The organism is Pseudomonas arabinosi (genome assembly GCF_047758675.1).
Lineage (GTDB): Bacteria > Pseudomonadota > Gammaproteobacteria > Pseudomonadales > Pseudomonadaceae > Aquipseudomonas > Aquipseudomonas arabinosi.
On the sequence record NZ_CP180480.1, the window covers coordinates 2,231,062 to 2,256,264 of the forward strand.

General features: G+C 60.6%; 18 protein-coding genes. 11 read left to right on the forward strand and 7 right to left on the reverse strand.

Features of this window, described 5'->3' with window-relative positions; translation table 11 throughout:
• Nucleotides 1-43: 43 nt before the first annotated feature.
• A complete protein-coding gene (locus ACMXYJ_RS10450) occupies nucleotides 44-3,514 on the reverse strand; it encodes a hybrid sensor histidine kinase/response regulator (RefSeq protein ID WP_415759734.1) in 3,471 nt (1,156 codons plus the stop codon).
• Between the two features lie 250 nt (nucleotides 3,515-3,764).
• Nucleotides 3,765-4,301: a TetR/AcrR family transcriptional regulator gene (locus ACMXYJ_RS10455; protein WP_415759735.1), complete on the reverse strand. Its 537-nt coding sequence runs from the start codon at nucleotides 4,299-4,301 to the stop codon at nucleotides 3,765-3,767.
• Between the two features lie 357 nt (nucleotides 4,302-4,658).
• Here ACMXYJ_RS10455 and ACMXYJ_RS10460 point away from each other — a divergent pair, with 357 nt between their 5' ends.
• The 4 genes from ACMXYJ_RS10460 (at nucleotide 4,659) to ACMXYJ_RS10475 (ending at nucleotide 9,436) form a co-directional block, all read left to right on the forward strand.
• The gene (locus ACMXYJ_RS10460; RefSeq protein WP_415759737.1) at nucleotides 4,659-5,852 is read left to right on the forward strand and encodes an MFS transporter; all 1,194 of its coding nucleotides are present in this window, start codon (nucleotides 4,659-4,661) and stop codon (nucleotides 5,850-5,852) included.
• 42 nt (nucleotides 5,853-5,894) lie between these two features.
• Complete coding sequence (locus ACMXYJ_RS10465; protein ID WP_046047998.1) at nucleotides 5,895-6,206, forward strand: cupin domain-containing protein; 312 nt, start codon at nucleotides 5,895-5,897, stop codon at nucleotides 6,204-6,206.
• Between the two features lie 105 nt (nucleotides 6,207-6,311).
• Nucleotides 6,312-7,463, forward strand: a complete 1,152-nt coding sequence (locus tag ACMXYJ_RS10470; RefSeq protein ID WP_415759738.1) for a TDT family transporter — start codon at nucleotides 6,312-6,314, stop codon at nucleotides 7,461-7,463.
• Nucleotides 7,464-7,561: 98 nt separating this feature from the next.
• Nucleotides 7,562-9,436: an MFS transporter gene (locus ACMXYJ_RS10475; protein WP_415759739.1), complete on the forward strand. Its 1,875-nt coding sequence runs from the start codon at nucleotides 7,562-7,564 to the stop codon at nucleotides 9,434-9,436.
• A gap of 46 nt (nucleotides 9,437-9,482) precedes the next feature.
• Here ACMXYJ_RS10475 and ACMXYJ_RS10480 read toward each other — a convergent pair whose 3' ends face one another.
• From ACMXYJ_RS10480 to ACMXYJ_RS10500, 5 genes are all read right to left on the reverse strand, one after another.
• Nucleotides 9,483-10,409, reverse strand: a complete 927-nt coding sequence (locus tag ACMXYJ_RS10480; protein ID WP_415759740.1) for a GGDEF domain-containing protein — start codon at nucleotides 10,407-10,409, stop codon at nucleotides 9,483-9,485.
• Between the two features lie 374 nt (nucleotides 10,410-10,783).
• Nucleotides 10,784-11,524 (reverse strand): YciK family oxidoreductase, encoded by a 741-nt coding sequence (locus tag ACMXYJ_RS10485; protein ID WP_415759741.1) that lies wholly within the window; start codon nucleotides 11,522-11,524, stop codon nucleotides 10,784-10,786.
• A gap of 131 nt (nucleotides 11,525-11,655) precedes the next feature.
• Nucleotides 11,656-12,327, reverse strand: a complete 672-nt coding sequence (gene mupP, locus ACMXYJ_RS10490) for an N-acetylmuramic acid 6-phosphate phosphatase MupP (RefSeq protein WP_415759742.1) — start codon at nucleotides 12,325-12,327, stop codon at nucleotides 11,656-11,658.
• 4 nt (nucleotides 12,328-12,331) lie between these two features.
• The gene (ubiG, locus tag ACMXYJ_RS10495) at nucleotides 12,332-13,030 is read right to left on the reverse strand and encodes a bifunctional 2-polyprenyl-6-hydroxyphenol methylase/3-demethylubiquinol 3-O-methyltransferase UbiG (protein ID WP_415759743.1); all 699 of its coding nucleotides are present in this window, start codon (nucleotides 13,028-13,030) and stop codon (nucleotides 12,332-12,334) included.
• A 58-nt stretch (nucleotides 13,031-13,088) separates the two neighbouring features.
• Nucleotides 13,089-14,423, reverse strand: coding sequence for a TRZ/ATZ family hydrolase (locus ACMXYJ_RS10500; protein WP_415759744.1), 1,335 nt, complete (start codon nucleotides 14,421-14,423; stop codon nucleotides 13,089-13,091).
• Between the two features lie 108 nt (nucleotides 14,424-14,531).
• Here ACMXYJ_RS10500 and mtnA point away from each other — a divergent pair, with 108 nt between their 5' ends.
• From mtnA to cmk, 7 genes are all read left to right on the forward strand, one after another.
• Nucleotides 14,532-15,608 (forward strand): S-methyl-5-thioribose-1-phosphate isomerase, encoded by a 1,077-nt coding sequence (gene mtnA / locus ACMXYJ_RS10505; RefSeq protein ID WP_415759745.1) that lies wholly within the window; start codon nucleotides 14,532-14,534, stop codon nucleotides 15,606-15,608.
• 434 nt (nucleotides 15,609-16,042) lie between these two features.
• Entirely contained in the window at nucleotides 16,043-18,712 is a 2,670-nt protein-coding gene (gyrA, locus tag ACMXYJ_RS10510; RefSeq protein WP_415759746.1) for a DNA gyrase subunit A, read from the forward strand.
• A 249-nt stretch (nucleotides 18,713-18,961) separates the two neighbouring features.
• Nucleotides 18,962-20,053 carry a 3-phosphoserine/phosphohydroxythreonine transaminase gene (gene serC, locus ACMXYJ_RS10515; protein ID WP_415759747.1) on the forward strand — a complete coding sequence of 364 codons (1,092 nt, stop codon included), beginning with the start codon at nucleotides 18,962-18,964 and terminating at the stop codon, nucleotides 20,051-20,053.
• Entirely contained in the window at nucleotides 20,046-21,140 is a 1,095-nt protein-coding gene (pheA, locus tag ACMXYJ_RS10520; protein WP_007899727.1) for a prephenate dehydratase, read from the forward strand. The genes serC and pheA overlap by 8 nt, the downstream gene beginning before the upstream one ends.
• Nucleotides 21,141-21,152: 12 nt before the next feature.
• Complete coding sequence (gene hisC, locus ACMXYJ_RS10525) at nucleotides 21,153-22,265, forward strand: histidinol-phosphate transaminase (protein ID WP_415759748.1); 1,113 nt, start codon at nucleotides 21,153-21,155, stop codon at nucleotides 22,263-22,265.
• Nucleotides 22,266-22,293: 28 nt separating this feature from the next.
• Nucleotides 22,294-24,501, forward strand: a complete 2,208-nt coding sequence (locus ACMXYJ_RS10530) for a bifunctional prephenate dehydrogenase/3-phosphoshikimate 1-carboxyvinyltransferase (protein WP_415760704.1) — start codon at nucleotides 22,294-22,296, stop codon at nucleotides 24,499-24,501.
• The gene (gene cmk / locus ACMXYJ_RS10535; protein WP_008148720.1) at nucleotides 24,498-25,187 is read left to right on the forward strand and encodes a (d)CMP kinase; all 690 of its coding nucleotides are present in this window, start codon (nucleotides 24,498-24,500) and stop codon (nucleotides 25,185-25,187) included. Before ACMXYJ_RS10530 ends, cmk begins: the two co-directional genes overlap by 4 nt.
• Nucleotides 25,188-25,203 lie beyond the last annotated feature (16 nt).

Below are 25,203 nucleotides of genomic sequence, written 5' to 3' on the forward strand. Positions count from 1 at the left end.
CGATGGCGGCAGTTGCACCACGGCAAGGTTCAGCCCTGCCGCGCTACAACGGCAAATGCCGACTCAACAACGCCCGCAACGCCGCCGGTTTCACCGGTTTAGCCAGGTAATCCAGCCCCGCCGCATGCACTTGGGCCACCGTCTCCGGCCGCCCATCGGCGCTGATCACTACCCCTGGCACGGGCTCACCCAATCGGGTGCGCAGCCAAGCCATCAGTTCGGTCCCGGTCTCGCCATCGTCCAGGTGGTAATCCACCAGCGCCAATTGCGGCCGCATCCCATCGCTGAGCAGCGCCGCGCACTCATCGCGGTTGCGCGCGGTCCAGACCTGACAACCCCAGCGCGTGAGCAAGCTGTTCATACCGATCAGAATGCTGTCTTCATTGTCGATGCACAGTACCTGCGCGCCGCTCAGCACTTTGCCATTGAGTTCGGAGACCTTGGTCGGGATCGCGGATTGCGCCCGAGCAAGCGGCACACTGACGCTGAACACGCTGCCGCGCCCCGGCCAGGAGCGTACGCGCAACGTATGACCCAGCACGCGACACAACCCGTCGGCGATCGCCAGGCCCAGCCCCAGGCCTTTTTCAGCGCGCGTCTGGTGGCTGTCGAGGCGTTTGAACTCTTCGAAAATGACCTGCTGTTTATCCAGCGGAATGCCCGGGCCACGGTCCCAGACTTCCAGGCACAACTCGCCCTTGCGTCGGCGAACCCCTAGCAGCACCGGGCCTTTGGCGTAGCGGAAGGCATTGGTCAGGAAGTTCTGCAGGATTCGTCGCAACAGTTTGATGTCACTGTCGATGCGCAACGTACTGCCCCTGACGCGGAATTTCAGCCCCTGGTCGCGGGCCAGCGCCTTGAACTCGGCACCGAGGACATCGAACATATCATTGAGCACGAACGGTTTGGGATCAGGGTTGATCTTGCCGTTCTCCAGGCGGGAAATGTCCAGCAGGTCGCTGATCAAGTCCTCGGCAGAGCGCAGTGACGTGTCCAGATGATGGACCAGTTTCTGCGCCTCACCGGAGAGGCCGTCGTCTTGGTGGGAAAGGGCGGCCGAGAACAATCGCGCAGCGTTCAACGGTTGCATCAAGTCGTGGCTGACCGCCGCGAGGAAACGGGTTTTCGACTGGTTGGCCGACTCCGCGGTGCCCTTGGCTTCGGTCAGGGCGACGTTGAGTTGCGACAGTTCATGGGTCCGCTCGGTGACCCGTCGCTCCAGGCCCTCGTTGGCTTCGGTCAGCGCTTGCTCAGCCTCGCGGAACGCGGTGATGTCGGTGAAACTCATGACGAAACCGCCGCCCGGCATCGGGTTGCCGATCAGCTCGATCACACGGCCATTAGGGAAAAGTCTTTCAGAGGTATGGGCGCGACCCTGTCGCATCCAGTGCAAGCGGCGAGCGACGTGCACTTCGGCTTCGCCGGGGCCGCACAGGCCACGTTCGGCGTTGTAGCGAATGATGTCGGCAATCGGGCGGCCAAGCCTGATCAGTCCATCCGGGTAGTTGAACAGCTCCAGATAGCGCCGGTTCCAGGCCACCAGTTTCAGCGACTGGTCGACCACACTGATGCCCTGGGTGATGTTCTCGATCGCGCCTTGCAGCAGCGCGCGGTTGAACTGCAGCACTTCCGAAGCTTCGTCGGCGATTCGGACGACGTCCTCGAGTTGCATTTCCCGACCTTCGATGGCGGCTTTTACCACCGCACGGGTCGAAGAAGCGCCGAGTACACCGGCCAGCAAACGTTCAGTGTGGGCGATCCATTCCCCGTCGGCGGTCTGGTTCGGGTTAAAGCCTTTGCCCTGACGGTAGGCGAAGCGGATAAAACTCTGACGGGCGCGTTCTTCGCCGACGAAGCGTGCGGCCAGCTGCAACAAGTCGTCGATCTGCACCGACAGCATCGAACGGGCGCTGGGGCGGGCGCTGATTTCCTGACCGATGAAACGCCCCGCCTGCCAGTGCTCCGACACCCTTGTGCGTGACAGCACCGACACCCAGGCGAACAGCGTGAAGTTGGCCGCCAGCGACAACACCACGCCTTGGGTCAGCGGGGTGAGCGGCAGGTTCAGCGGGTTGCTGTGCAACCAGGCCAGCCCCGGGAAGCTGCTCAAGGACAAACCGAGGCTGTGGGCCGCGATCGGCAGGATCAGGGTGTAGAACCAGAGGAATGTCCCGGCGGCGAGACCGGCGAACACGCCTCGGCGATTGGCCTGTTTCCAGTACAGCGCGCCGAGCATGGCCGGGGCCAGTTGGGTCACGGCGGCGAAGGCGATCTGGCCGATGGTTGCCAGGCTCGCCGTCGAGCCGAGCAGGCGATAACTGACGTAGGCCAGCAGCAGGATCACCACAATGCTGACTCGGCGCACCGAGAGCATCCACTGGCGGAACACTTCGAACGGCCGCTCGGCGTTGTTGCGCCGCAGCAACCATGGCAACAGCATGTCGTTGGAGACCATGGTCGACAGCGCCACGCTGGCGACAATTACCATGCCGGTCGCCGCCGAGGCGCCACCGATAAACGCCAGCATCGCCAGGGCGGGATGGGCTTGGGCCAGCGGCAGGCTGATGACAAACGAGTCCGGCAGCACCGAACTCGGCAGCAGCATTTGACCGGCGAGGGCGATAGGAACGACGAACAGCGCCGCCAGCGCCAGATAGGCAGGAAACACCCATTTGGCCAGGCGCAGATCCTGAGGGTCGATGTTTTCTACCACGGTCACGTGGAACTGTCGGGGCAGGCAGATGATTGCCATCATCGCCACGCCGGTCTGCACCACCATCGACGGCCAGTTGATGGTTTCCTTCCAATACTCTTCGAGGCGCGGGGCGAGCATGGCCTGGTCGAACAGGTCGTCGAAACCGTCGTACAGGCCGTAGGTCACGAACGCGCCGACCGCGAGAAACGCGAACAGCTTGACCAGCGATTCGAACGCAATCGCCAGCACCATGCCGCGGTGGTGTTCGGTGGCGTCGAGGTTGCGGGTACCGAAGACGATGGTGAACAGCGCCAGCACCAGCGACACGATCAGCGCCGTGTCCTGGGCGCGAGTGCCCATGGCGTCGGCACCGGCGCCGATCAGCAAGTTCACCCCGAGCACGATGCCCTTGAGTTGCAATGCGATGTAGGGCAACACGCCGACCAGGCAGATCAGCGCCACCACCACCGCCAGCGACTGGGATTTGCCATAACGCGCGGCGATGAAGTCGGCGATGGAGGTGATGTTCTCCTGCTTGCTGATCATCACCATTTTTTGCAGGACCCACGGCGCGCACACCAGCAGCAGGATCGGCCCGAGGTAGATCGGCAGGAAAGACCAGAGCTGTTCGGCGGCCTGGCCCACGGCGCCAAAGAAGGTCCAGCTGGTGCAATAGACGGCCAGCGACAGGCTGTACACCCAGGCGCGCACTCGCGGAGGCAACGGTGTGCTGCGACGGTCGCCGTAGAAGGCGATGGCGAACATGATGGCCATATAGGCCAGGGCGACGGCGGCGATCAGCCCGCTGGACAGCGACATGGGAACTCCAGACAAAAGACACCCGGGACTCCCGCCCGGACAGACAGTCTCGCACGATGGCAGGGGTTAGTCAGTGTCGACCAAGGTCGCGGCGTGGCGGGGTGTCGCAGGCGGTGTGCCAGTGAGATCTTGGGTGTTTGTGCAGGCCTCATCGCGAGCAGGCTCGCTCCCACAGGGGATCTACTGTGAACACATCATTTGTGAGCACTGGTGATCAAATGTGGGAGCGAGCCTGCTCGCGAAGGCGGCCTCACTGACTCAACGCAATCTCGATCAACCGATGCAATTCCTCAACCTCCAGCGGCGCCGCTGAAAACAGGATGCGAAACACCGTCGGCGCCGCCACCAAGTTGATCAGTCGATCAACGTTTGGCTTCGGCTGATCGGGGTAACGATCCAGAATCGTCTGCAACTGCCCGCCAATGATCGTCGCGCAAAGAGCCGGTGTGGTGCTGCATTGCACGTCACGCAACATGTTGCGGCCGGGCTCGGAACTCATTTCGTCCAGATACTGCTCCGCCCAGGCACGCACGTCACCGTGCAGGCTGCCGGTATTGGCCGGCTCGCTTTCGGGGCGCATGCGGGCGAGGGCGACATCCGCCAACAACACCGACAGATCGCCCCAGCGCCGGTAGATGGTCGACGGCGTGACGCCGGCGCGCGCGGCGATTTGCGGGACGGTTACGGTGGTGCGGTCCTGCTCTTCGAGGAGATCGCGGACTGCCGAATGAACCGACTCTTGCACCCGGGCACTTCTACCACCAGGGCGTAAACTGGGACCTGTCATCACTTATTTCCTGCGTCGCGCCGGGTCTGCTGTTGCGCAGGCCAAGGTGCGAGGAGTGTGGTTTGGTTTTTCCAAATGAACGACGAGCAACGCAGGCCTGCGCAACAGCAGGCCCGGCCCTACGGGTTGCCGCCTGAAAGCGGGCCATGCTGCGTTGCAGTCCTTGGCAAGGAAACGACATTCCCTACGGCCTGCGCCTTGCCTGGTCCGCTTTCAGGCGGCAACGCGGCGCAGGAAATAAGTGATGACAGGTCCTAAATAGCCATGCATCGGACCTTAACACAAAGAATTTGCTTTAAGCCCTAGTCAGTAGCACACTCCGCAAAAGCAAAAAGTTAGCTTTTGCGGAGAATGCCCATGTCCAGTTCAACGTCTAATCGTTCAAGCCTGTGGTTCCTGGCGATCACCTTACTCAGTTTTCTCGCGGCGTCCACGGCGCCGACGCCGTTGTATCACTTGTACCAGGAGCACCTGCAATTCTCGGCAGCGACTCTGACCCTGATTTTCGGCGTGTATGCCATCAGCTTGCTGGCGGCATTGCTCACGGTCGGTTCGCTCTCGGATTACCTGGGGCGCAAACCGGTGATTTTTGCCGCTGTGATGTTGAACATGCTGGCGATGCTGCTGTTTATCAATGCAGACAGTGTCGCCTGGTTGATCAGCGCACGAGTGCTTCAAGGTTTTGCTACGGGGATGGCCACTGCCGTATTGAGTGCGGCACTGCTGGACACCGATCGCCAGCAAGGGCCGCTGATCAACAGTGTCGCGCCGTTGCTGGGCATGGCGTCGGGTGCCATGGGCTGCGGCTTGTTGGCCGAGTTTGCGCCGTTGCCGTTGCAGTTGACCTATTGGGTGCTGTTCGCGCTGTTTGTGATGCAAGCGCTGTACGTCTGGCGTTTGCCGGAAAGCGTCAGTCGGCAACCGGGAGCCTGGGCTTCCCTGCGGCCGACCCTGCATGTGCCGATCCAGGCGCGACGTGCGTTGTGGCTGGTGCTGCCGATCAACATCGCGGTGTGGGCGCTCGGTGGTTTTTACGCTTCTTTGGCGCCGTCTCTGGTGCGCACGGCCACCGGATCGACCTCAAATCTGATTGGCGGTGCGACGGTGGCCGTGTTGACGGTGACCGGCGCGTTGATGATCTACACCCTGCGTGATCGGCCGGCAGACAAGGTCTTGCGCTTGGGCGGCAGTCTGCTGCCCGTCGGTGTCGCGCTGATTCTGATCGCGGTGCACAGCGCCAGCCTGCCGCTGTTTTTTGTTGGCACGCTGGTCGCAGGCTGCGGTTTCGGCGCCGGTTTCCTCGGTGCATTGCGCAGCGTCGTGCCGCTGGCCTTGCCACATGAGCGGGCAGGGTTGATGTCGGCTTACTACGTGCTCAGTTATCTGGCGTTCTGCTTGCCGTCGTTGCTGGCCGGGAACTTGACCAGGACCTTCGGGCTGGTGGCCACCACCGATGGTTACGGCGCGGTGCTGATTGTTCTCTCGGTCGGCGCTCTGATCGCGTTGATGCGTCAGCAGTCCATGAAAGTCTGTGGCGTCGATGTTCGATGACCGCTAGCCTTGGCGTCGCCATTCATTTCGACGGACCGACGCATGAAAATCATCCGCAGCAAATCCTTCACCGCTGACCGTGCCTGGGGCGCGTTGGATATCGCCAACATGAACGGCATCACCACGCGTTTGCACTGGACCGATCAGCCCTATAAATGGCACATCAATGATGGGCAAGAGGTGTTCGTGGTGTTGGATGGCGTCGTGCAGATGCGTTATCGCGAAGCAGGTCAGGAGAAGGAAGTGATGTTGGGCGTAGGCGATATCTTTTATGCCGATGTCGGTACCGAACACGTTGCCCATCCGCAGGGTGCGGCGAGAATCCTGGTGATCGAAACGGAAGGCAGTGTTTGACGCTATATCTACAAAACAGATAACAGTTAGAGATATTACCCGTTATATCGATATTCGATTCGGATCTACCATGAGCTCCACCTCAACAGAGGACAGGAGTTCGCCATGACATGCCTCAACACCGCCCCGGCCGGTTTCAAACCTTTCAGTCATTTGCAGCATCCGCGTGAAGTCATCCGCCAGTTCACGCCGAACTGGTTCGCCGCCACCATGGGCACCGGTGTGCTGGCGTTAGCGCTCGCGCAGTTGCCTGGCGCTAATGCCGGTTTGCATGCGATTGCCGAAGCCCTTTGGCTGTTCAATATCGTTTTGTTCGTTTTGTTCACTGCGCTATACGCGGCGCGTTGGGCGCTGTTTTTCGATGAGGCGCGGCGAATTTTCGGCCACTCCACGGTTTCAATGTTTTTTGGCACCATCCCCATGGGCCTGGCGACCATCATTAATGGTTTCCTGGTGTTCGGTCTGCCGCGTTGGGGCGAGGGCGTGATTCATGTCGCCGAGGTGCTGTGGTGGTTGGACGTGGCGATGTCTGTGGCGTGCGGCGTGCTGATTCCCTACCTGATGTTCACTCGCCAGGAACACAGCATCGACCAGATGACCGCCGTCTGGCTGTTGCCGGTGGTGGCGGCGGAAGTGGCGGCCGCCAGCGGTGGTCTGCTGGCGCCGCACCTGGCCGATGCCCATTCGCAACTGGTGATGCTGGTGACCAGCTACGTGCTCTGGGCCTTTTCCTTACCGGTGGCGTTCAGCATTCTGACCATTCTGTTGCTGCGCATGGCGCTGCATAAACTGCCTCACGAAAACATGGCCGCCTCCAGCTGGCTGGCGCTCGGCCCGATCGGCACCGGGGCGCTGGGCATGTTGCTGTTGGGCGCGGATGCTCCGGCGATCTTCGCTGCCAACGGTCTGCCGGGCATCGGTGAAATCGCCGCAGGGCTGGGGTTGGTGGCCGGGATCACCCTGTGGGGCTTTGGACTGTGGTGGATGCTGATCGCGGTGCTCATCACCCTGCGTTACCTGCGCGCCGGCATTCCTTTCAATCTCGGCTGGTGGGGTTTCACCTTCCCGTTGGGCGTCTATTCACTGGCGACGTTGAAACTGGCCAGCACCTTGAACCTGACGTTTTTCAGCGCCTTCGGTTGTGTGCTGGTGGTGTTGCTGGCGGTGATGTGGCTGATCGTCGCCAAACGGACAGTGCAGGGCGCCTGGCGGGGTGAGTTGTTTGTCTCGCCGTGTATTGCAGGATTAAAGAAATAACCTGCAAAGTTTAGGTAATGTGTGGCCTGGATCGCCGTTGGATATTCCAATAACTGCATCCACGCCACTCTCTACCCAACATCAGGGACACATGGAAGATGAGTCACCCCTCACAGTTCACCTTGCTTCGCACCCGGCGCTTCCTGCCGTTCTTCGTCACGCAATCGCTCGGGGCGTTCAACGACAACATCTTCAAGCAGTCGTTGATTCTCGCCATTCTCTACAAGTTGACTATCGACGGTGATCGCTCGATTTGGGTCAACCTGTGTGCGCTGCTGTTCATCCTGCCGTTCTTCCTGTTCTCGGCGCTGGCCGGGCAGTTCGGTGAAAAGTACGCCAAGGACGCGCTGATTCGTCTGATCAAGCTCGGGGAAATCGCGATCATGGCGGTAGGCGCGGTCGGATTCATGTTCGATCACCTGTCGTTGATGCTGGTGGCGCTGTTTGCCATGGGCACTCACTCGGCGCTGTTCGGGCCGGTGAAATACTCGATCCTGCCCCAGGCCTTGCGTGACGAAGAGCTGGTGGGTGGCAACGGCCTGGTGGAAATGGGCACCTTCCTGGCGATCCTCGCCGGGACCATCGGTGCCGGGATCATGATGTCCTCCAGTCATTACGCACCGATCGTCTCCACGGCGATCATCGGTGTTGCGGTGCTCGGCTATCTGGCCAGCCGCAGCATTCCACGGGCCGCAGCCGCCTCCCCGGAAATGCGCCTGAACTGGAACATTTTCAGCCAGTCCTGGGCCACGTTGAAGCTGGGCTTGGGGCAGACGCCAGCGGTGTCACGCTCGATTGTCGGCAACTCATGGTTCTGGTTTGTCGGGGCGATTTATCTGACGCAGATCCCGGCCTATGCCAAGGAGTGGATGCACGGCGACGAAACCGTGGTGACGCTGATTCTTACGGTGTTCTCGGTCGGTATCGCACTCGGTTCGATGCTCTGCGAGAAACTCTCCGGACGCAAAGTCGAGATCGGTCTGGTGCCGTTCGGCTCGTTCGGTCTGACGGTCTTTGGTTTGTTGCTGTGGTGGCATTCCGGTGGGATTCCAGACAGCGTTACAGGCCATGGCTGGATCGAAGTCCTGGGGTTTGGCCACGCCTGGCTGGTGTTGATCGACATTCTGGGGCTTGGGGTTTTCGGCGGTTTCTACATCGTGCCGCTGTACGCGCTGATTCAGTCGCGAACCGCCGAGAACGAGCGGGCGCGGGTGATTGCCGCCAACAATATTCTCAACGCGTTGTTCATGGTGGTCTCGGCGATTGTCTCGATCGTCTTGCTGAGCATGGTCAAGCTGTCGATCCCGCAGCTGTTCCTGGTGGTGTCGCTGCTGAACATTGGCGTCAACGCCTACATCTTCAGCATCGTCCCCGAGTTCAGCATGCGTTTCATGATCTGGCTGCTCAGCCATTCCATGTACCGCGTGGAGCATCGCAATCTGCAGTTGATTCCCGATGAAGGCGCGGCGTTGCTGGTGTGCAATCACGTGTCCTTCGTCGATGCCTTGCTGATTGGCGGCGCGGTGCGTCGGCCGATTCGCTTTGTGATGTATTACAAGATCTACAACTTGCCAGTGCTGAACTTCATCTTCCGCACGGCCGGGACCATTCCGATCGCGGGGCGTCAGGAAGACATTCAGATCTACGAAAAGGCCTTCACGCGCATTGCTCAGTATCTGAAGGACGGCGAGTTGGTGTGCATCTTCCCTGAGGGCAAATTGACTGCCGATGGCGAGATCAACGAGTTCAAGGGTGGGTTGACGCGGATTCTCGAAGAGACGCCGGTGCCGGTGATTCCGTTGGCTTTGCAGGGTTTGTGGGGGAGTTTCTTCAGCCGCGATCCGCAAAAGGGCGTGTTTCGCCGGTTGTGGTCACGGGTGACGCTGGTGGCAGGGCCTGCGGTGTCGGTTGAGGCGGCAGAGCCAGCCAGGTTGCAAGGGATGGTGGGGGAATTGCGCGGCGCTGTGCGCTAGTTCCTTTCGTTGCGGGCCGCTGATCAGGCGTGCCCGCCGTGGGCATTCAGCCCGCCATCGCCAACCGGTTACGTCCCTCGCGCTTGGCCACATACAACGCACTGTCGGCCCGTCGTAACAGGCTGTCGGCAGACTCACCGGGCAATAGCGTCGAGCAGCCAAGGCTGACCGTCAGCTCGATCGCATGGCCGTCGGCCGAATATTCCTCTGCCTGCACTGCAAATCGTAGCCGTTCGCCAACCATGGCTGCCGCCTCACGACTTGTGTTGGACAGCAGGATCAGGAACTCCTCGCCACCAAAACGGAAGACCATGTCCACGTTGCGCAACTGGTTTTTGATCGAGGCTGCAACGGCCTTGAGCACGTGATCGCCGGCGCTGTGTCCGTGGTTGTCGTTGACGCGTTTGAAGTGATCGATGTCCAGCATCAGCAGCGACAAGGGTTGCAGATGCCGACGTGACATCTCGATTTCCCGTTGCAGGGTCTGATCCATGGCAATGCGGTTGCCGGTATCCGTGAGCGGATCGCGCAAGGCACTTTGGGTGGCAGCGCGGTAGAGCAAGGCATTGCGCATCGGATACAGCAATGCGGACAGCAGCGACTCGACGTTGCCTTGTTCCTGCTCACTGAAACGCTGATTGCGGCGGAATACCAGTTCGCCCAGGTGCTCGCCTTCATGGCTGAGGCTGTAGCTGATCGAGTGATGGCCGCGCAGGCCGAACTCCAGGCGCAAGTCGCTGGCCTTGTGCTCGTACGTCAAGGCGTCAAGCGGTACAAGTCGCTGAATCTCACGGAAGAAGAGCCCGAGAATGCGTTGCGGCTCAAGACTGGTTTGCAACAGCAGGCTCAACTTCTGGCGCAGTTGCGCAAGGTTGGCAGGCCTCTCCTGAAGAGGAGGCTGCTGACCAAAGCCCAGGCGTTGCAATTTGGCAGCATCGAAGTCAATTGCGTTGGTCTGGGAAGGTGATTTCATTATGTCGTGCGCCCCTAAGCAGTAAGGCTGTCTTACAGGCTGGGTGAGAGCGGCTTTGGGCTGCGCGTCATACTGGTCCATCAGTCCCGTAGGACATTTGGCGCAAGTTTAGTCCGCTTTGCCGACGATAAGTAACCTGTCGGCTCAGGCGTCCGCCCGTTTGCTTTCACACTGCGTGTCTGAGCAAATTTAGAGCGAAAGTCGTGCCATTCAGTTCAGTCGGATAAAAATCGTTATAAATCAAACTATTGAAGCTGTCGTTAAAGAACGTCGTTGCGTTTGGTGACAGTTGTTTGACTTGTGGCGGGGGGGTTACGACGCACTCTGAGTGCCGCGACGGGAAGCCGTCGCGGCACAAAAGCGACGTGCGGACGTTACTGAGCGTTGAACGCCTGTCCGTTGATGCCGGTGCTGTCCGGACCCATCAGGTAGAGGTAGACCGGCATGATCTCCTCGGGCGTCGGGTTGTTCAGTGGGTTTTCACCCGGGTAAGCCTGGGCGCGCATGCTGGTGCGGGTGGCGCCCGGGTTGATGCTGTTGGAGCGTACCGGTGCCACGGTGTCGACTTCGTCGGCCAGGGTTTGCATCAAGCCTTCGGTGGCGAACTTGGACACGCCATAAGCGCCCCAATACGCACGACCCTTGCGGCCGACGCTGCTGGAGGTAAATACGACCGAAGCATCCTGCGACAGCTTGAGCAGCGGCAGCAGGGTGCTGGTCAGCATGAACATGGCGTTGACGTTGACGTGCATGACCCGCATGAAGTTTTCGCCGGACAGCTGCTCGATCGGCGTACGCGGGCCAATGATCGACGCGTTGTGCAACAAACCGTCGAGATGGCCGAATTCGGTTTCAATCATCGCTGCCAGCTCATCATATTGATGGGGCAGGGAGGTTTCCAGGTTGAACGGGATCACGGCCGGTTGTGGATGGCCGGCGGCTTCGATTTCGTCGTAGACCTGAGTCAGGTTGGCTTCGGTCTTGCCCAGCAGCAGCACGGTGGCACCGTGTGCAGCGAAGGTTTTTGCGGCGGCAGCACCGATGCCACGGCCAGCGCCGGTGACCAGGATGACCCGGTCCTTGAGCAATTCTGGGCGGGCGGAATAATCAAACATAAGAAACCTCAACAAAATCCGTTAACAGGGTCGAAAAAGATCGTCCGAACGCGGCCCGAGCCTTCGGCAACTCCTACGCCGATCGCGGTCCCCTGTAGGAGCTGCCGCAGGCTGCGATCTTTTGATCTGAATCAGCAACTACACAAAGCGCTATCGAGCACCTTGCGCAACTCCAGCGGATGATCGACCACCACGTCCGCGCCCCAGTGCCGCGGGTTATCGTCCGGATGAATGTAGCCATAGGTCACGGCGGCGGTCTTGGTGCCGGCATCGCGACCGGATTCGATATCGCGCAGGTCATCACCCACAAACAGCACGCTGGCCGGGTTCAGGTCGAGCATCTTGCACGCCAGGATCAGCGGCTCGGGGTCCGGTTTGCTGTTCTTCACATGGTCCGGGCAGATCAACAACGCCGAGCGCTCGGCCAGGCCAAGTTGCTGCATGATCGGCTCGGCGAACCGCAGCGGCTTGTTGGTGACCACGCCCCAGATCAGGTTGGCCTTCTCGATGTCGGCCAGCAGTTCGCCCATGCCGTCGAAGAGTTTGCTGTGAACCGCGCAACCGGCGAGGTAACGCTCCAGGAACTCCAGGCGCAATTCCTCGAAACCCGGTGATTCCGGGTCCATGGAAAAGGTCACGGCGACCATCGCCTTGGCGCCGCCGGAGATCTCGTCGCGAATGTGTTTGTCGTTCATCGGCGGCAAGCCGCGGTCGGCACGCATCGCCTGACAGATCGCAATGAAGTCCGGCGCGGTGTCGAGCAGGGTGCCGTCCATGTCGAAAAGTACTGCTCTGATTCGCATCGGCTTACTCCTCGCGCAGGGTCTGGATCATGTAGTTGACGTCCACGTCGGAGGCCAGTTTGTAGTGCTTGGTCAGCGGGTTGTAGGTCAGGCCGATGATGTCGTTGACGGTCAGGCCAGCCATGCGGCTCCAGGCGCCCAGCTCGGACGGGCGGATGAATTTCTTGAAGTCGTGGGTGCCGCGCGGCAGCAGCTTCATGATGTATTCCGCGCCGACGATGGCGAACAGGTACGCCTTCGGGTTGCGGTTGATGGTGGAGAAGAACACCTGGCCGCCGGGCTTGACCATACGGAAGCAGGCGCGGATCACCGAGGACGGGTCCGGCACGTGCTCGAGCATTTCCAGGCACGTGACCACGTCGAACTGCTCGGGCATTTCTTCTGCCAGCGCTTCGGCGGTGATCTGCCGGTATTCGACAGTCACGCCGGACTCCAGTTGATGCAGTTGCGCGACCGCCAGCGGCGCTTCGCCCATGTCGATGCCCATGACGGTAGCGCCGCGCTGGGCCATGGCTTCGCTGAGAATGCCGCCGCCGCAACCGACGTCGAGGACTTTCTTGCCGGCCAGGTTTACTCGTTCGTCAATCCAGTTGACCCGCAGCGGGTTGATGTCGTGCAGCGGTTTGAACTCGCTTTCGCGGTCCCACCAGCGATGGGCCAGGGCTTCGAATTTGGCGATTTCGGCGTAGTCGACGTTGCTCATGGTTAAGTCCTCTAAAACTTGAAAAATTCTGTTGCCCCGGTGGTTGTCCGGGGGGGGCTTACGATTCGGTATGGCCGCTGATGCGGAGGCCCCAGGCCTTGGCGGTGGCGCAGAGCTGTTCTTCATCCAGGCGAGTCAAGCGACGGTCGTCGAGCAGTTGCTTGCCGGCGACCCAAAGGTGTTTCACGCAATCACGGCCGGTGGCATATATAAGCTGCGAAACCGGGTCGTAGACCGGTTGCTGCGCCAGGCCGGAGAGGTCGAACGCGACGATGTCCGCGGCTTTGCCGACTTCCAGCGACCCCACTTCGGATTCAATACCCAGCGCACGGGCGCCATTGAGCGTGGCCATGCGCAGGGCGCGATGGGCATCCAGCGCGGTGGCCGAGCCTGCGACGGCTTTGGCCAACAAGGCGGCGGTGCGGGTTTCGCCGAGCAAGTCCAAGTCATTGTTGCTGGCCGCACCATCGGTGCCGATCGCCACATTGACGCCGGCCTGCCACAAGCGCTCCACCGGGCAGAACCCGCTGGCCAGCTTCAGGTTGGATTCCGGGCAATGAATCACGTTGGTGTTGCTTTCTACCAGCAACACCAGGTCTTCGTCGCTGATCTGAGTCATGTGGACGGCCTGGAAGCGCGGCCCCAACAAACCCAGGCGACCGAGGCGCGCCAACGGGCGTTCACCGCGCTGCTCGACGGACTGCTGCACTTCATAAGCAGTTTCATGCACGTGCATGTGGATCGAGGCGTCCAGTTCTTCGGTGATCACCCGGATTTTCTCCAGGCTCTCGTCGCCCACGGTGTAGGGTGCGTGGGGGCCGAAGGTGACTTTGATGCGCTCGTGGTGCTTGAGATCGCTAAATAATTCGACGCCCTGACGAATGGCGTCGTCCGCCGTGCTGGCGCCCGGGATCGGGAAATCGAGGATCGGAATCACGATTTGCGCACGAATGCCGCTGTTATGGACGCGCTCGCTGGCAACCTTCGGGAAGAAATACATGTCAGAGAAGCAGGTGATGCCACCTTTGATCTGCTCGGCGATCGCCAAGTCAGTGCCGTCACGGACGAACGCTTCATCGACCCACTTGGCTTCGGCCGGCCAGATGTGGTCTTCCAGCCAGGTCATCAGGGGCAGATCATCGGCCAGGCCACGGAACAGCGTCATCGCCGCATGCCCGTGCGCATTGATCAAGCCGGGGCAGAGCAACATGTCCGGCAGTTCGCGGACTTCGGTTGCGTTAAGCTTCAGCGCAGCCGAGCGCGGGCCGATGAATACGATGCGTCCGTCGCGGATGCCCAGGGCGTGCTCTTTGAGGACAACGCCAGCGGGTTCGACGGGTACCAGCCAGGTCGGCAGCAATAGCAAGTCGAGCGCAGCGGCAGTGTTCGGCATCGAAAGTCGGTTCCAGAGCTTTTGTAAAGGATGGCGAAGTATACCCGAGCGTCTTCGCAGGGGGATCGCTATAATCGACGGCTTTTGTTCATGAGTACGGGGTGACGGATGCGCGATCGACTGTTGGCTGCGGAGAAGGTGAAGGCCATCGATTGGCGTGATGGCGCCCTTTACCTGCTGGATCAGCGTATTTTGCCGTTCGAGGAAACCTGGATCGCCTACACCAGCGCTGCTGGCGTGGCCGAGGCCATTCGTTCGATGGTGGTGCGCGGCGCGCCGGCGATTGGCATCAGTGCCGCCTATGCTGTTGTGCTGGCGGCCCGCGCGCGGTTTGCCGAGGGCGGTGACTGGCAGGCGGCGCTGGAAGAGGATTTCGCGCTGCTGGCCGATTCTCGTCCGACCGCAGTCAACCTGTTCTGGGCCCTGGGCCGCATGCGCGACCGGCTTGAGCGTCTGAAGCATCACGCCGATCCGTTGGCGGTGCTGGAGGCGGAGGCTATCGCCATTCACGAGAGTGATCGCGAAGCCAACCTGACCATGGCGCAACTGGGTGTGGACCTGATCCGCAAGCACCAGGGCAACGCCCAGGCGATTCTGACCCACTGCAACACCGGCGCACTGGCCACCGGCGGCTTTGGCACGGCGCTCGGCGTCATTCGTGGCGCTTTCATTGAAGGCATGGTCGAGCGCGTCTATGCCGACGAAACCCGTCCATGGCTGCAAGGTTCACGCTTGACCGCATGGGAATTGGCCAACGAGGGCATTCCCGTGACCGTCAATGCCGACGCCGCCGCTGCCCACATCATGAAAACCAAAGGCATTACCTGGGTAATCGTCGGCGCTGACCGGATCACCGCCAATGGCGACGTGGCCAACAAGATCGGCACCTATCAGCTGGCGGTGAACGCCATGCACCACGGCGTGCGCTTCATGGTAGTGGCGCCGAGTTCGACCATCGACATGAACCTGGCCAGCGGCGATGACATCCCGATTGAAGAGCGTGATGGTCGCGAGTTGCTGGAAGTCGGCGGCAAGCGGGTCGGGGCGGATGTCGATGCGTTCAACCCGGTGTTCGATGTGACCCCGGCTGACTTGATCGATGCGATCGTCACCGAAAAAGGCATCGTCGAGCGCCCGGACACCGCGAAAATGGCGCAGTTGATGTGCCGCAAGCGGCTTCATTAAAGATATCTGGCGCCTGATAAATCGTCTTCGCGAGCAAGCCCGCTCCCACATTTGACCGAGATCTCCATTTAGACACGGTCGAGTGTGGGAGCGGGCTTGCTCCCGAAGAGGCCCTCGCAGCCACTAAACAACCCTATTCACTTCGAAATTCTTCAATCAAAAAGCCTCTAAGCCTCTCTCGTCCCCTTCAAGCCTGTCACCGGTCAACTAACTATGCTCCATGCGCATCAGGGGGATAGGTGCGTGGCGGCTCTTGTGATAACATCCGGCGGTTTCCAAGGTAGCTCGATGTGGCTGCCTTTACTGCGCAGATCCATGGCATAACTCGTTGATTTGTCGTAAGTCGGTGCATGGCACTCAGCCTGCAGCGGCGAGCTTCGTTCGTCCCATATGGATGTGACGAAGTTTCACCAGAAAAAGGAATCAGGCTTCTCATGGGCGAACTGGCCAAAGAAATCCTCCCGGTCAATATCGAAGACGAGCTGAAGCAGTCCTACCTCGACTACGCGATGAGCGTAATTGTCGGGCGGGCACTGCCGGATGCGCGCGATGGCTTGAAGCCCGTGCACCGGCGTGTGCTGTTCGCGATGAGCGAGCTGGGCAACGACTTCAACAAGCCGTACAAGAAATCTGCCCGTGTTGTCGGTGACGTGATCGGTAAGTATCACCCTCACGGTGATACCGCGGTGTACGACACCATCGTTCGGATGGCGCAGCCATTCTCGCTGCGCTACCTGCTGGTAGACGGTCAGGGCAACTTCGGTTCCGTGGACGGCGACAACGCCGCCGCCATGCGATACACCGAAGTGCGCATGACCAAGCTGGCGCACGAGCTGCTGGCTGACCTGCACAAAGAAACCGTGGACTGGGTGCCGAACTACGACGGCACCGAAATGATCCCGGCGGTCATGCCGACCCGTATTCCCAACCTGTTGGTCAACGGCTCCAGCGGTATCGCCGTGGGCATGGCGACCAACATCCCGCCGCACAACCTCGGTGAAGTCATCGACGGTTGCCTGGCACTCATCGACAACCCTGAGTTGACCATCGATGAGCTGATGCAATACATCCCCGGTCCGGACTTCCCGACCGCTGCGATCATCAACGGTCGCGCCGGCATCATCGAAGCCTACCGCACCGGTCGCGGCCGCATTTACATGCGCGCCCGCTCGATGATCGAAGACATCGACAAGGTCGGTGGTCGTCAGCAGATCGTCATCACCGAACTCCCTTACCAGCTGAACAAGGCCCGTCTGATCGAGAAGATCGCCGAGCTGGTAAAAGAGAAGAAGCTCGAAGGCATCACCGAACTGCGCGACGAGTCCGACAAGGACGGTATGCGCGTCGTGATCGAACTGCGTCGCGGCGAAGTGCCTGAGGTGATCCTCAACAACCTCTACGCCCAGACCCAGCTGCAAGCGGTGTTCGGTATCAACATCGTCGCGCTGATCGACGGCCGTCCGCGGATCCTGAACCTCAAGGACCTGCTGGAAGCCTTCGTTCGTCACCGTCGCGAAGTCGTTACCCGCCGTACCGTGTTCGAGCTGCGTAAAGCCCGCGAACGTGGCCACATCCTGGAAGGTCAAGCGGTTGCCCTGTCGAACATCGACCCGGTCATCGCCCTGATCAAGGCTTCGCCGACTCCGTCGGAAGCCAAGGAAGCGCTGATCAAGACTGCGTGGGAATCTTCCGCCGTGGTCGCGATGGTTGAGCGTGCCGGTGCCGACTCGTGCCGTCCAGAGACCCTGGACCCGCAATACGGTCTGCGCGAAGGCAAATACTTCCTGTCGCCAGAACAGGCGCAAGCCATTCTGGAACTGCGTCTGCACCGTCTGACCGGTCTGGAACACGAAAAGCTGCTGGCCGAGTATCAAGAGATCCTCAACCAGATCGGCGAACTGATCCGCATCCTCAGCAGCGCCACGCGCCTGATGGAAGTGATCCGCGAAGAGCTGGAAGTGATCCGCGCCGAATACGGCGACGTGCGCCGCACCGAGATTCTCGATGCCCGTCTCGACCTGACCCTGGGTGACATGATCCCGGAAGAAGAGCGCGTCGTGACCATTTCCCACGGTGGCTACGCCAAGACCCAGCCATTGGCTGCGTACCAGGCTCAGCGTCGTGGCGGTAAAGGCAAATCGGCTACCGGCGTGAAGGATGAGGACTACATCGCTCACCTGCTGGTCGCCAACAGCCACACCACGCTGTTGCTGTTCTCCAGCAAAGGCAAAGTGTACTGGCTGAAAACCTACGAAATCCCGGAAGCCTCCCGCGCTGCCCGTGGTCGTCCGCTGGTTAACCTGCTGCCGCTGGACAGTGATGAATACATCACCACCATGTTGCCGGTCGACGAGTACACCGAAGGTCACTTCATCTTCATGGCCACTGCCAAAGGCACCGTGAAGAAGACCCCGCTGGAATCCTTCAGCCGTCAACGCAGCGTCGGCCTGATCGCGCTGGAGCTGGACGAAGGTGACGTGCTGATTTCTGCTTCCATTACTGATGGCAGCCGCGAAGTCATGCTGTTCTCCGACGGCGGCAAGGTGACTCGCTTCAAGGAAACCGACGTTCGCGCCATGGGCCGTACTGCTCGCGGTGTTCGCGGCATGCGTCTGCCGGAAGGCCAGAAGCTGATTTCCATGCTGATCCCGGAAGAAGGCAGTCAGATCCTGACCGCTTCGGCCCGTGGTTACGGCAAGCGCACGGCGATCACCGAGTTCCCAGAGTACAAACGTGGCGGTCAGGGCGTTATCGCCATGGTCAGCAACGACCGTAACGGCCGTCTGGTCGGTGCAGTCCAGGTGCTCGACGGCGAGGAAATCATGCTGATTTCCGACCAGGGCACACTGGTTCGTACTCGTGTCGACGAAGTCTCCAGTCTGGGTCGTAACACCCAGGGCGTGACCCTCATCAAACTGGCCAGCGATGAAACGCTGGTAGGTCTGGAGCGGGTTCAGGAGCCGTCGGAAGTCGAAGGCGAAGAGCTGGAAGGCGAAGGGCTCGACGGTGAAGAAGGTGCAGTGTTCGACGGCGAAGTCGTAATCGACGACGTTGTCGAAGATCAGCAACTCGACGCCGCCGCTGACGAAGAACCGCAGGAATAAGCGGACAGACAGGGGGCGGATGAGAATTCGCCCCCTTGTTGTTTGTCCGTAATGAAATATCGACACCACTGGAGATCCCTTGTGGGAGCGAGCCTGCTCGCGATGCAGGCGCCGCGTTGCGTCTGATGTATCGCGGTGATGCAATCGCGAGCAGGCTCGCTCCCACAGATCCCTGTTTCAACAGGAATCCGGTGTCGGCTGATAATGCGATTTATTGCGTGATACCACCAAATCAGAGCGAGATTGGATGTGAGCAAGAGAGCCTATAACTTCTGTGCCGGTCCTGCGGCACTTCCCGAAGCTGTCCTGCAGCGCGCCCAGGGTGAACTCCTTGATTGGCACGGCAAGGGCCTGTCGGTCATGGAAATGAGCCATCGCAGTGATGAGTTCGTGTCCATCGCCACCAAGGCCGAGCAGGATCTGCGTGATCTGCTGAATATCCCCTCGAACTATAAAGTGCTGTTTCTGCAAGGTGGCGCTAGCCAGCAATTTGCTCAGATTCCTCTGAACCTGTTGCCGGAAAGCGGCACCGCCGACTATATCGACACCGGTATCTGGTCGCAGAAAGCCATCGAAGAAGCTTCGCGCTACGGAAACGTCAACGTTGCCGCTACCGCCAAGCCTTACGACTATTTCGCTATTCCCGGTCAGAACGAATGGAACCTGTCTAAAGACGCGGCCTACGTTCATTACGCGCCGAACGAAACCATCGGCGGCCTGGAATTCAACTGGGTTCCGGAAACCGGTGACGTCCCGCTGGTCGCCGACATGTCTTCCGACATTCTCTCGCGTCCGATCGATGTTTCGCGCTTCGGCATGATCTACGCCGGTGCCCAGAAAAACATCGGCCCGAGCGGCATCGTCGTCAACATCGTGCGCGAAGACCTGCTCGGTCACGCCCGTTCCCTGTGCCCGACCATGCTCAACTACAAGGTCGCGGCCGACAACGGCTCGATGTACAACACCCCGCCAACCCTGGCCTGGTACCTCTCGGGTCTGGTGTTCGAGTGGCTGAAAGAGCAGGGTGGTGTTGAAGCCATCGGCAAGCTCAACGAAGTGAAACAGCGCACGCTGTACGACTTCATCGACGCCAGTGGCTTGTACAGCAACCCGATCAACAAGTCGGATCGCTCGTGGATGAACGTGCCGTTCCGTCTGGCTGACGACCGTCTCGACAAGCCATTCCTGGTCGGTGCCGAAGAGCGTGGCCTGTTGAACCTCAAGGGTCACCGTTCCGTGGGTGGCATGCGTGCCTCCATCTATAACGCCGTCGACATCGTTGCGGTCAACGCACTGATTTCGTACATGGCAGAGTTCGAGAAGGACACGGCTAATGTCTGAGCAAGAACTCAAGGCACTGCGCCTGCGCATTGATGCCCTGGACGAGAAAGTCCTGGAGCTGATCAGTGAGCGCGCACGCTGCGCCCAGGAAGTTGCGCGAGTAAAGATGGCCTCGCTGGCCGAAGGCGAAGTGCCGGTGTTCTATCGTCCTGAGCGTGAAGCTCAGGTGCTCAAGCGCGTGATGGAGCGTAACCAGGGGCCGCTGGGCAACGAAGAGATGGCGCGTTTGTTCCGCGAAATCATGTCCTCGTGCCTGGCCCTCGAGCAGCCGCTGAAAGTGGCGTACCTCGGCCCTGAAGGCACCTTCACCCAAGCGGCGGCCATGAAGCACTTCGGCCACGCCGTGATCAGCAAACCGATGGCAGCGATCGACGAAGTGTTCCGTGAAGTGGCGGCCGGGGCGGTGAACTTTGGCGTGGTCCCGGTGGAAAACTCCACCGAGGGCGCGGTCAACCACACCCTCGACAGCTTCCTCGAACACGACATGGTGATCTGTGGCGAAGTCGAGTTGCGGATTCACCACCACCTGTTGGTCGGTGAAAACACCAAGACCGACAGCATCAGCCGCATCTATTCCCACGCTCAGTCCCTGGCACAGTGCCGCAAGTGGCTGGACGCCCATTACCCGAATGTCGAGCGCGTGGCGGTGTCCAGCAATGCCGAAGCGGCCAAGCGGGTCAAGGGTGAGTGGAACTCGGCGGCGATTGCCGGCGACATGGCCGCAGGCTTGTACGGGCTGACCCGTCTGGCCGAGAAAATCGAGGATCGCCCGGACAACTCCACGCGATTCCTGATGATCGGCAGCCAGGAAGTGCCGCCGACCGGCGACGACAAGACGTCGATCATCGTCTCCATGAGCAACAAGCCCGGCGCTCTTCACGAGTTGCTGGTGCCGTTCCACGACAACGGCATCGACCTGACGCGAATCGAGACGCGTCCGTCGCGCAGCGGTAAATGGACCTACGTGTTCTTCATCGACTTCGTCGGCCACCACCGCGACCCACTGGTCAAAGGTGTGCTGGAAAAGATCAGTCAGGAAGCAGTGGCACTCAAAGTGCTGGGTTCCTACCCGAAAGCAGTTCTCTAAGGGCGGTAGCAAATGAGTGGTGACTTCCTCGCTCTGGCACAGCCGGGCGTGCAACAACTTTCGCCTTATGTTCCGGGCAAACCCGTGGACGAACTGGCGCGCGAGCTGGACATCGATCCGGCGAGCATCGTCAAACTGGCGAGCAACGAAAACCCGTTGGGCGCCAGTCCCAAGGCTCTGGCAGCCATTCACGAATCGCTGGCCGAACTGACCCGCTATCCGGACGGCAACGGTTTTGTGCTCAAGACCCTGCTGGCCGATCAGTGCCGCGTCGAGCTGAATCAGGTGACGTTGGGCAACGGTTCCAACGACATTCTGGAACTGGTCGCCCGTGCCTATCTGGCGCCGGGTCTGAACGCGGTGTTCAGCGAGCACGCGTTTGCGGTCTATCCGATCGTCACCCAAGCCGTCGGCGCTACGGCCAAAGTGATCCCGGCCAAAGATTGGGGTCATGATCTGTCGGCCATGCTGGCCGCGATCGATGCCGATACCCGTGTTGTCTTCATCGCCAACCCGAACAACCCGACCGGAACCTGGTTCGGCGCCGAAGCGTTGGACGAATTCCTGCAGGACGTACCGGAACACGTGCTGGTGGTGCTGGACGAGGCCTACATCGAATACGCCGAAGGCAGCGACTTGCCGGATGGCCTGGACTTCCTGGCGGCTTACCCGAACCTGCTGGTTTCGCGCACGTTCTCCAAGGCCTATGGCCTGGCGGCGTTGCGGGTCGGTTATGGCCTGTCCACGGCGGTGGTGGCGGATGTGCTGAACCGAGTGCGTCAACCGTTCAACGTCAACAGCCTGGCCCTGGCCGCTGCATGCGCTGCGCTGCAAGACGCCGAGTACCTGGCTGAAAGCCGTCGCCTGAACGAATCCGGCATGCAGCAGCTGGAAGCGGGTTTCCGCGAGCTGGGGTTGAGCTGGATTCCGTCGAAGGGTAACTTCATCTGCGTCGATCTGGGTCGTGTTGCGGCGCCGGTCTTCCAGGGTTTGTTGCGCGAAGGCGTGATCGTGCGTCCGGTGGCCAATTACGGCATGCCTAACCACCTGCGCATCACCATCGGTCTGCCGGCGGAAAACAGCCGCTTCCTCGAAGCGCTGACCAAGGTTCTGGCTCGTGGTTGATGTCACTGCACTGCAATCTGCTGAACCTATGATCGGTCGCCTGGTGGTGGTCGGTCTGGGGTTGATCGGCGGTTCGTTTGCCAAGGGTTTGCGTGAAAGCGGCCTGTGTCGCGAAGTGGTCGGGGTCGACCTCGACCCGCAGTCGCGCAAACTGGCGGTTGAATTGGGTGTGGTGGATCGCTGCGAAGAAGACCTGGTCGCTGCATGCCAGGGCGCAGACGTGATTCAACTGGCCGTACCGATCCTCGCCATGGAAAAAATGCTCGGCCAATTGGCCAGCATGAACCTGGGGCAAGCGATTCTGACCGACGTCGGTAGCGCTAAAGGCAATGTGGTGCGGGCGGCAACCGAGGCGTTTGGCGGCATGCCGGCGCGTTTCGTGCCGGGTCACCCGATCGCCGGTTCCGAGCAGAGCGGGGTGGAAGCCTCTAACTCAGAGCTGTTCCGTCGCCATAAAGTGATTCTGACACCGCTGGATCAGACTGATCCGGCAGCCCTGGCAGTGGTCGATCGGTTGTGGCGCGAATTGGGCGCCGATGTCGAGCATATGCAGGTCGAGCGTCATGACGAAGTGTTGGCGGCGACCAGCCACTTGCCGCACTTGTTGGCGTTCGGTTTGGTCGATTCGTTGGCCAAGCGCAATGAAAACCTTGAGATCTTCCGTTACGCTGCCGGCGGTTTCCGCGATTTCACAAGAATTGCGGGTAGCGACCCGGTCATGTGGCACGACATCTTCCTCGCCAACCGCGAAGCTGTCCTGCGCACACTCGATACATTTCGCAGCGACCTCGACGCCTTGCGCGACGCGGTCGATGCAGGGGATGGGCACCAATTGTTGGGCGTGTTCACTCGCGCCCGGGTTGCCCGCGAACATTTCAGTAAAATCCTGGCCCGCCGGGCATATGTGGACGCTATGAATTCCAACGACCTGATTTTCCTGGCACAACCTGGTGGCCGCCTGACTGGGCGGATTCGTGTACCGGGCGACAAATCGATTTCCCACCGTTCGATCATGCTCGGCTCCCTGGCTGAAGGCGTTACCGAAGTGGAAGGTTTCCTCGAGGGCGAAGACGCCCTGGCAACCTTGCAAGCCTTCCGCGACATGGGCGTCGTGATCGAAGGTCCGCACCACGGTCGCGTGACCATCCACGGCGTCGGCCTGCATGGCTTGAAGCCTGCGCCGGGCCCGATCTATCTGGGCAACTCCGGCACTTCGATGCGTCTGCTGTCTGGCCTGTTGGCTGCGCAGAACTTCGACAGCACCCTGACCGGCGATGCTTCGCTGTCCAAGCGTCCGATGAATCGCGTGGCCAATCCGCTGCGTGAAATGGGCGCTGTGATCGAGACCGCTGCTGAAGGTCGTCCGCCGATGATCATTCGCGGCGGCAACAAGCTCAAAGGCCTGACATACACCATGCCAATGGCCAGTGCTCAGGTTAAATCCTGCCTGCTGCTGGCGGGTTTGTACGCCGAAGGCAAGACCACCGTCACCGAGCCGGCGCCAACCCGCGACCACACCGAGCGCATGCTGCGTGGCTTCGGCTACCCGGTTTCCGTCAACGGTGCGACCGCTTCGGTCGAGTCCGGCCACAAGCTGACCGCGACCCACATTGAAGTGCCGGGCGACATTTCGTCTTCCGCGTTCTTCCTGGTGGCCGCGTCGATCGCCGAAGGTTCGGAGCTGGTGCTTGAGCACGTCGGCATCAACCCGACCCGTACCGGTGTGATCGATATTCTGCGTCTGATGGGCGCTGATATCACCCTGGAAAACCAGCGTGAAGTTGGCGGTGAGCCGGTTGCGGACCTGCGCGTACGTGCAGCTAAACTCAAAGGTATCGAGATTCCCGAAGCGCTGGTTCCGCTGGCCATCGACGAATTCCCGGTGCTGTTCGTGGCTGCCGCCTGTGCCGAAGGGCGCACCATCCTGCGTGGCGCCGAAGAGCTGCGGGTTAAAGAGTCGGACCGGATTCAGGTCATGGCGGATGGCTTGCTGGCGCTGGGCGTCAAATGCGAACCGACTCCGGACGGCATCATCATCGACGGCGGCCAGATCGGCGGCGGCGAAGTGCACGGTCACGGCGATCACCGGATTGCCATGGCCTTCAGCGTGGCTTCGCTGCGCGCCACTGCGCCGATCCGCATCCATGATTGCGCCAACGTCGCGACGTCGTTCCCGAACTTCCTTGCGCTGTGCGCGCAGGTCGGCATCCGTGTTGCACAAGAGGCTCAGTCGTGATTATCAAGCCACCGGTCATCACCATCGACGGGCCTAGCGGTTCGGGCAAAGGCACTATTGCCGGGATTCTGGCCAAGCGCCTGGGCTGGTGCCTGCTGGATTCCGGTGCGCTGTACCGTCTGCTGGCATTCGCCGCGCGTAACCATGGCGTCGATCTGACCAATGAAGAGTCGCTGAAGCTGCTGGCCGCTCATCTGGACGTGCAATTCGTCGGCGCGACCGAAGGTCATCCGCAGCGGATCATTCTTGAAGGTGACGATGTCACTGATGATCTGCGCAACGAACAAGTTGGCGCCTGGGCATCGCAAGTGGCTGCTTTGCCGGCGGTGCGCGACGCGCTGCTCCAGCGCCAGCGGGCGTTTCAGGAGGCTCCGGGTCTGGTGGCCGATGGTCGCGACATGGGCACGGTGGTTTTTCCCGATGCACCGCTGAAGATATTCCTCACTGCCAGTGCCGAGGAGCGTGCGCGCCGTCGATACTTGCAGTTGAAGGGCAAAGTCGATGGTGTTAGTCTGTCGAGTCTGCTAGATGAGATACGTGTCCGCGATGAGCGTGACACCCAGCGAGCGGTAGCCCCGCTCAAGCCGGCGGCTGACGCCATACAGCTGGATTCCACGGAATTATCCATCGATCAGGTGCTGGAACGCATCATGAGCGAGATCGCCATTCGCGATATCGCCGGGTGACCAAGAAACTCCGTAG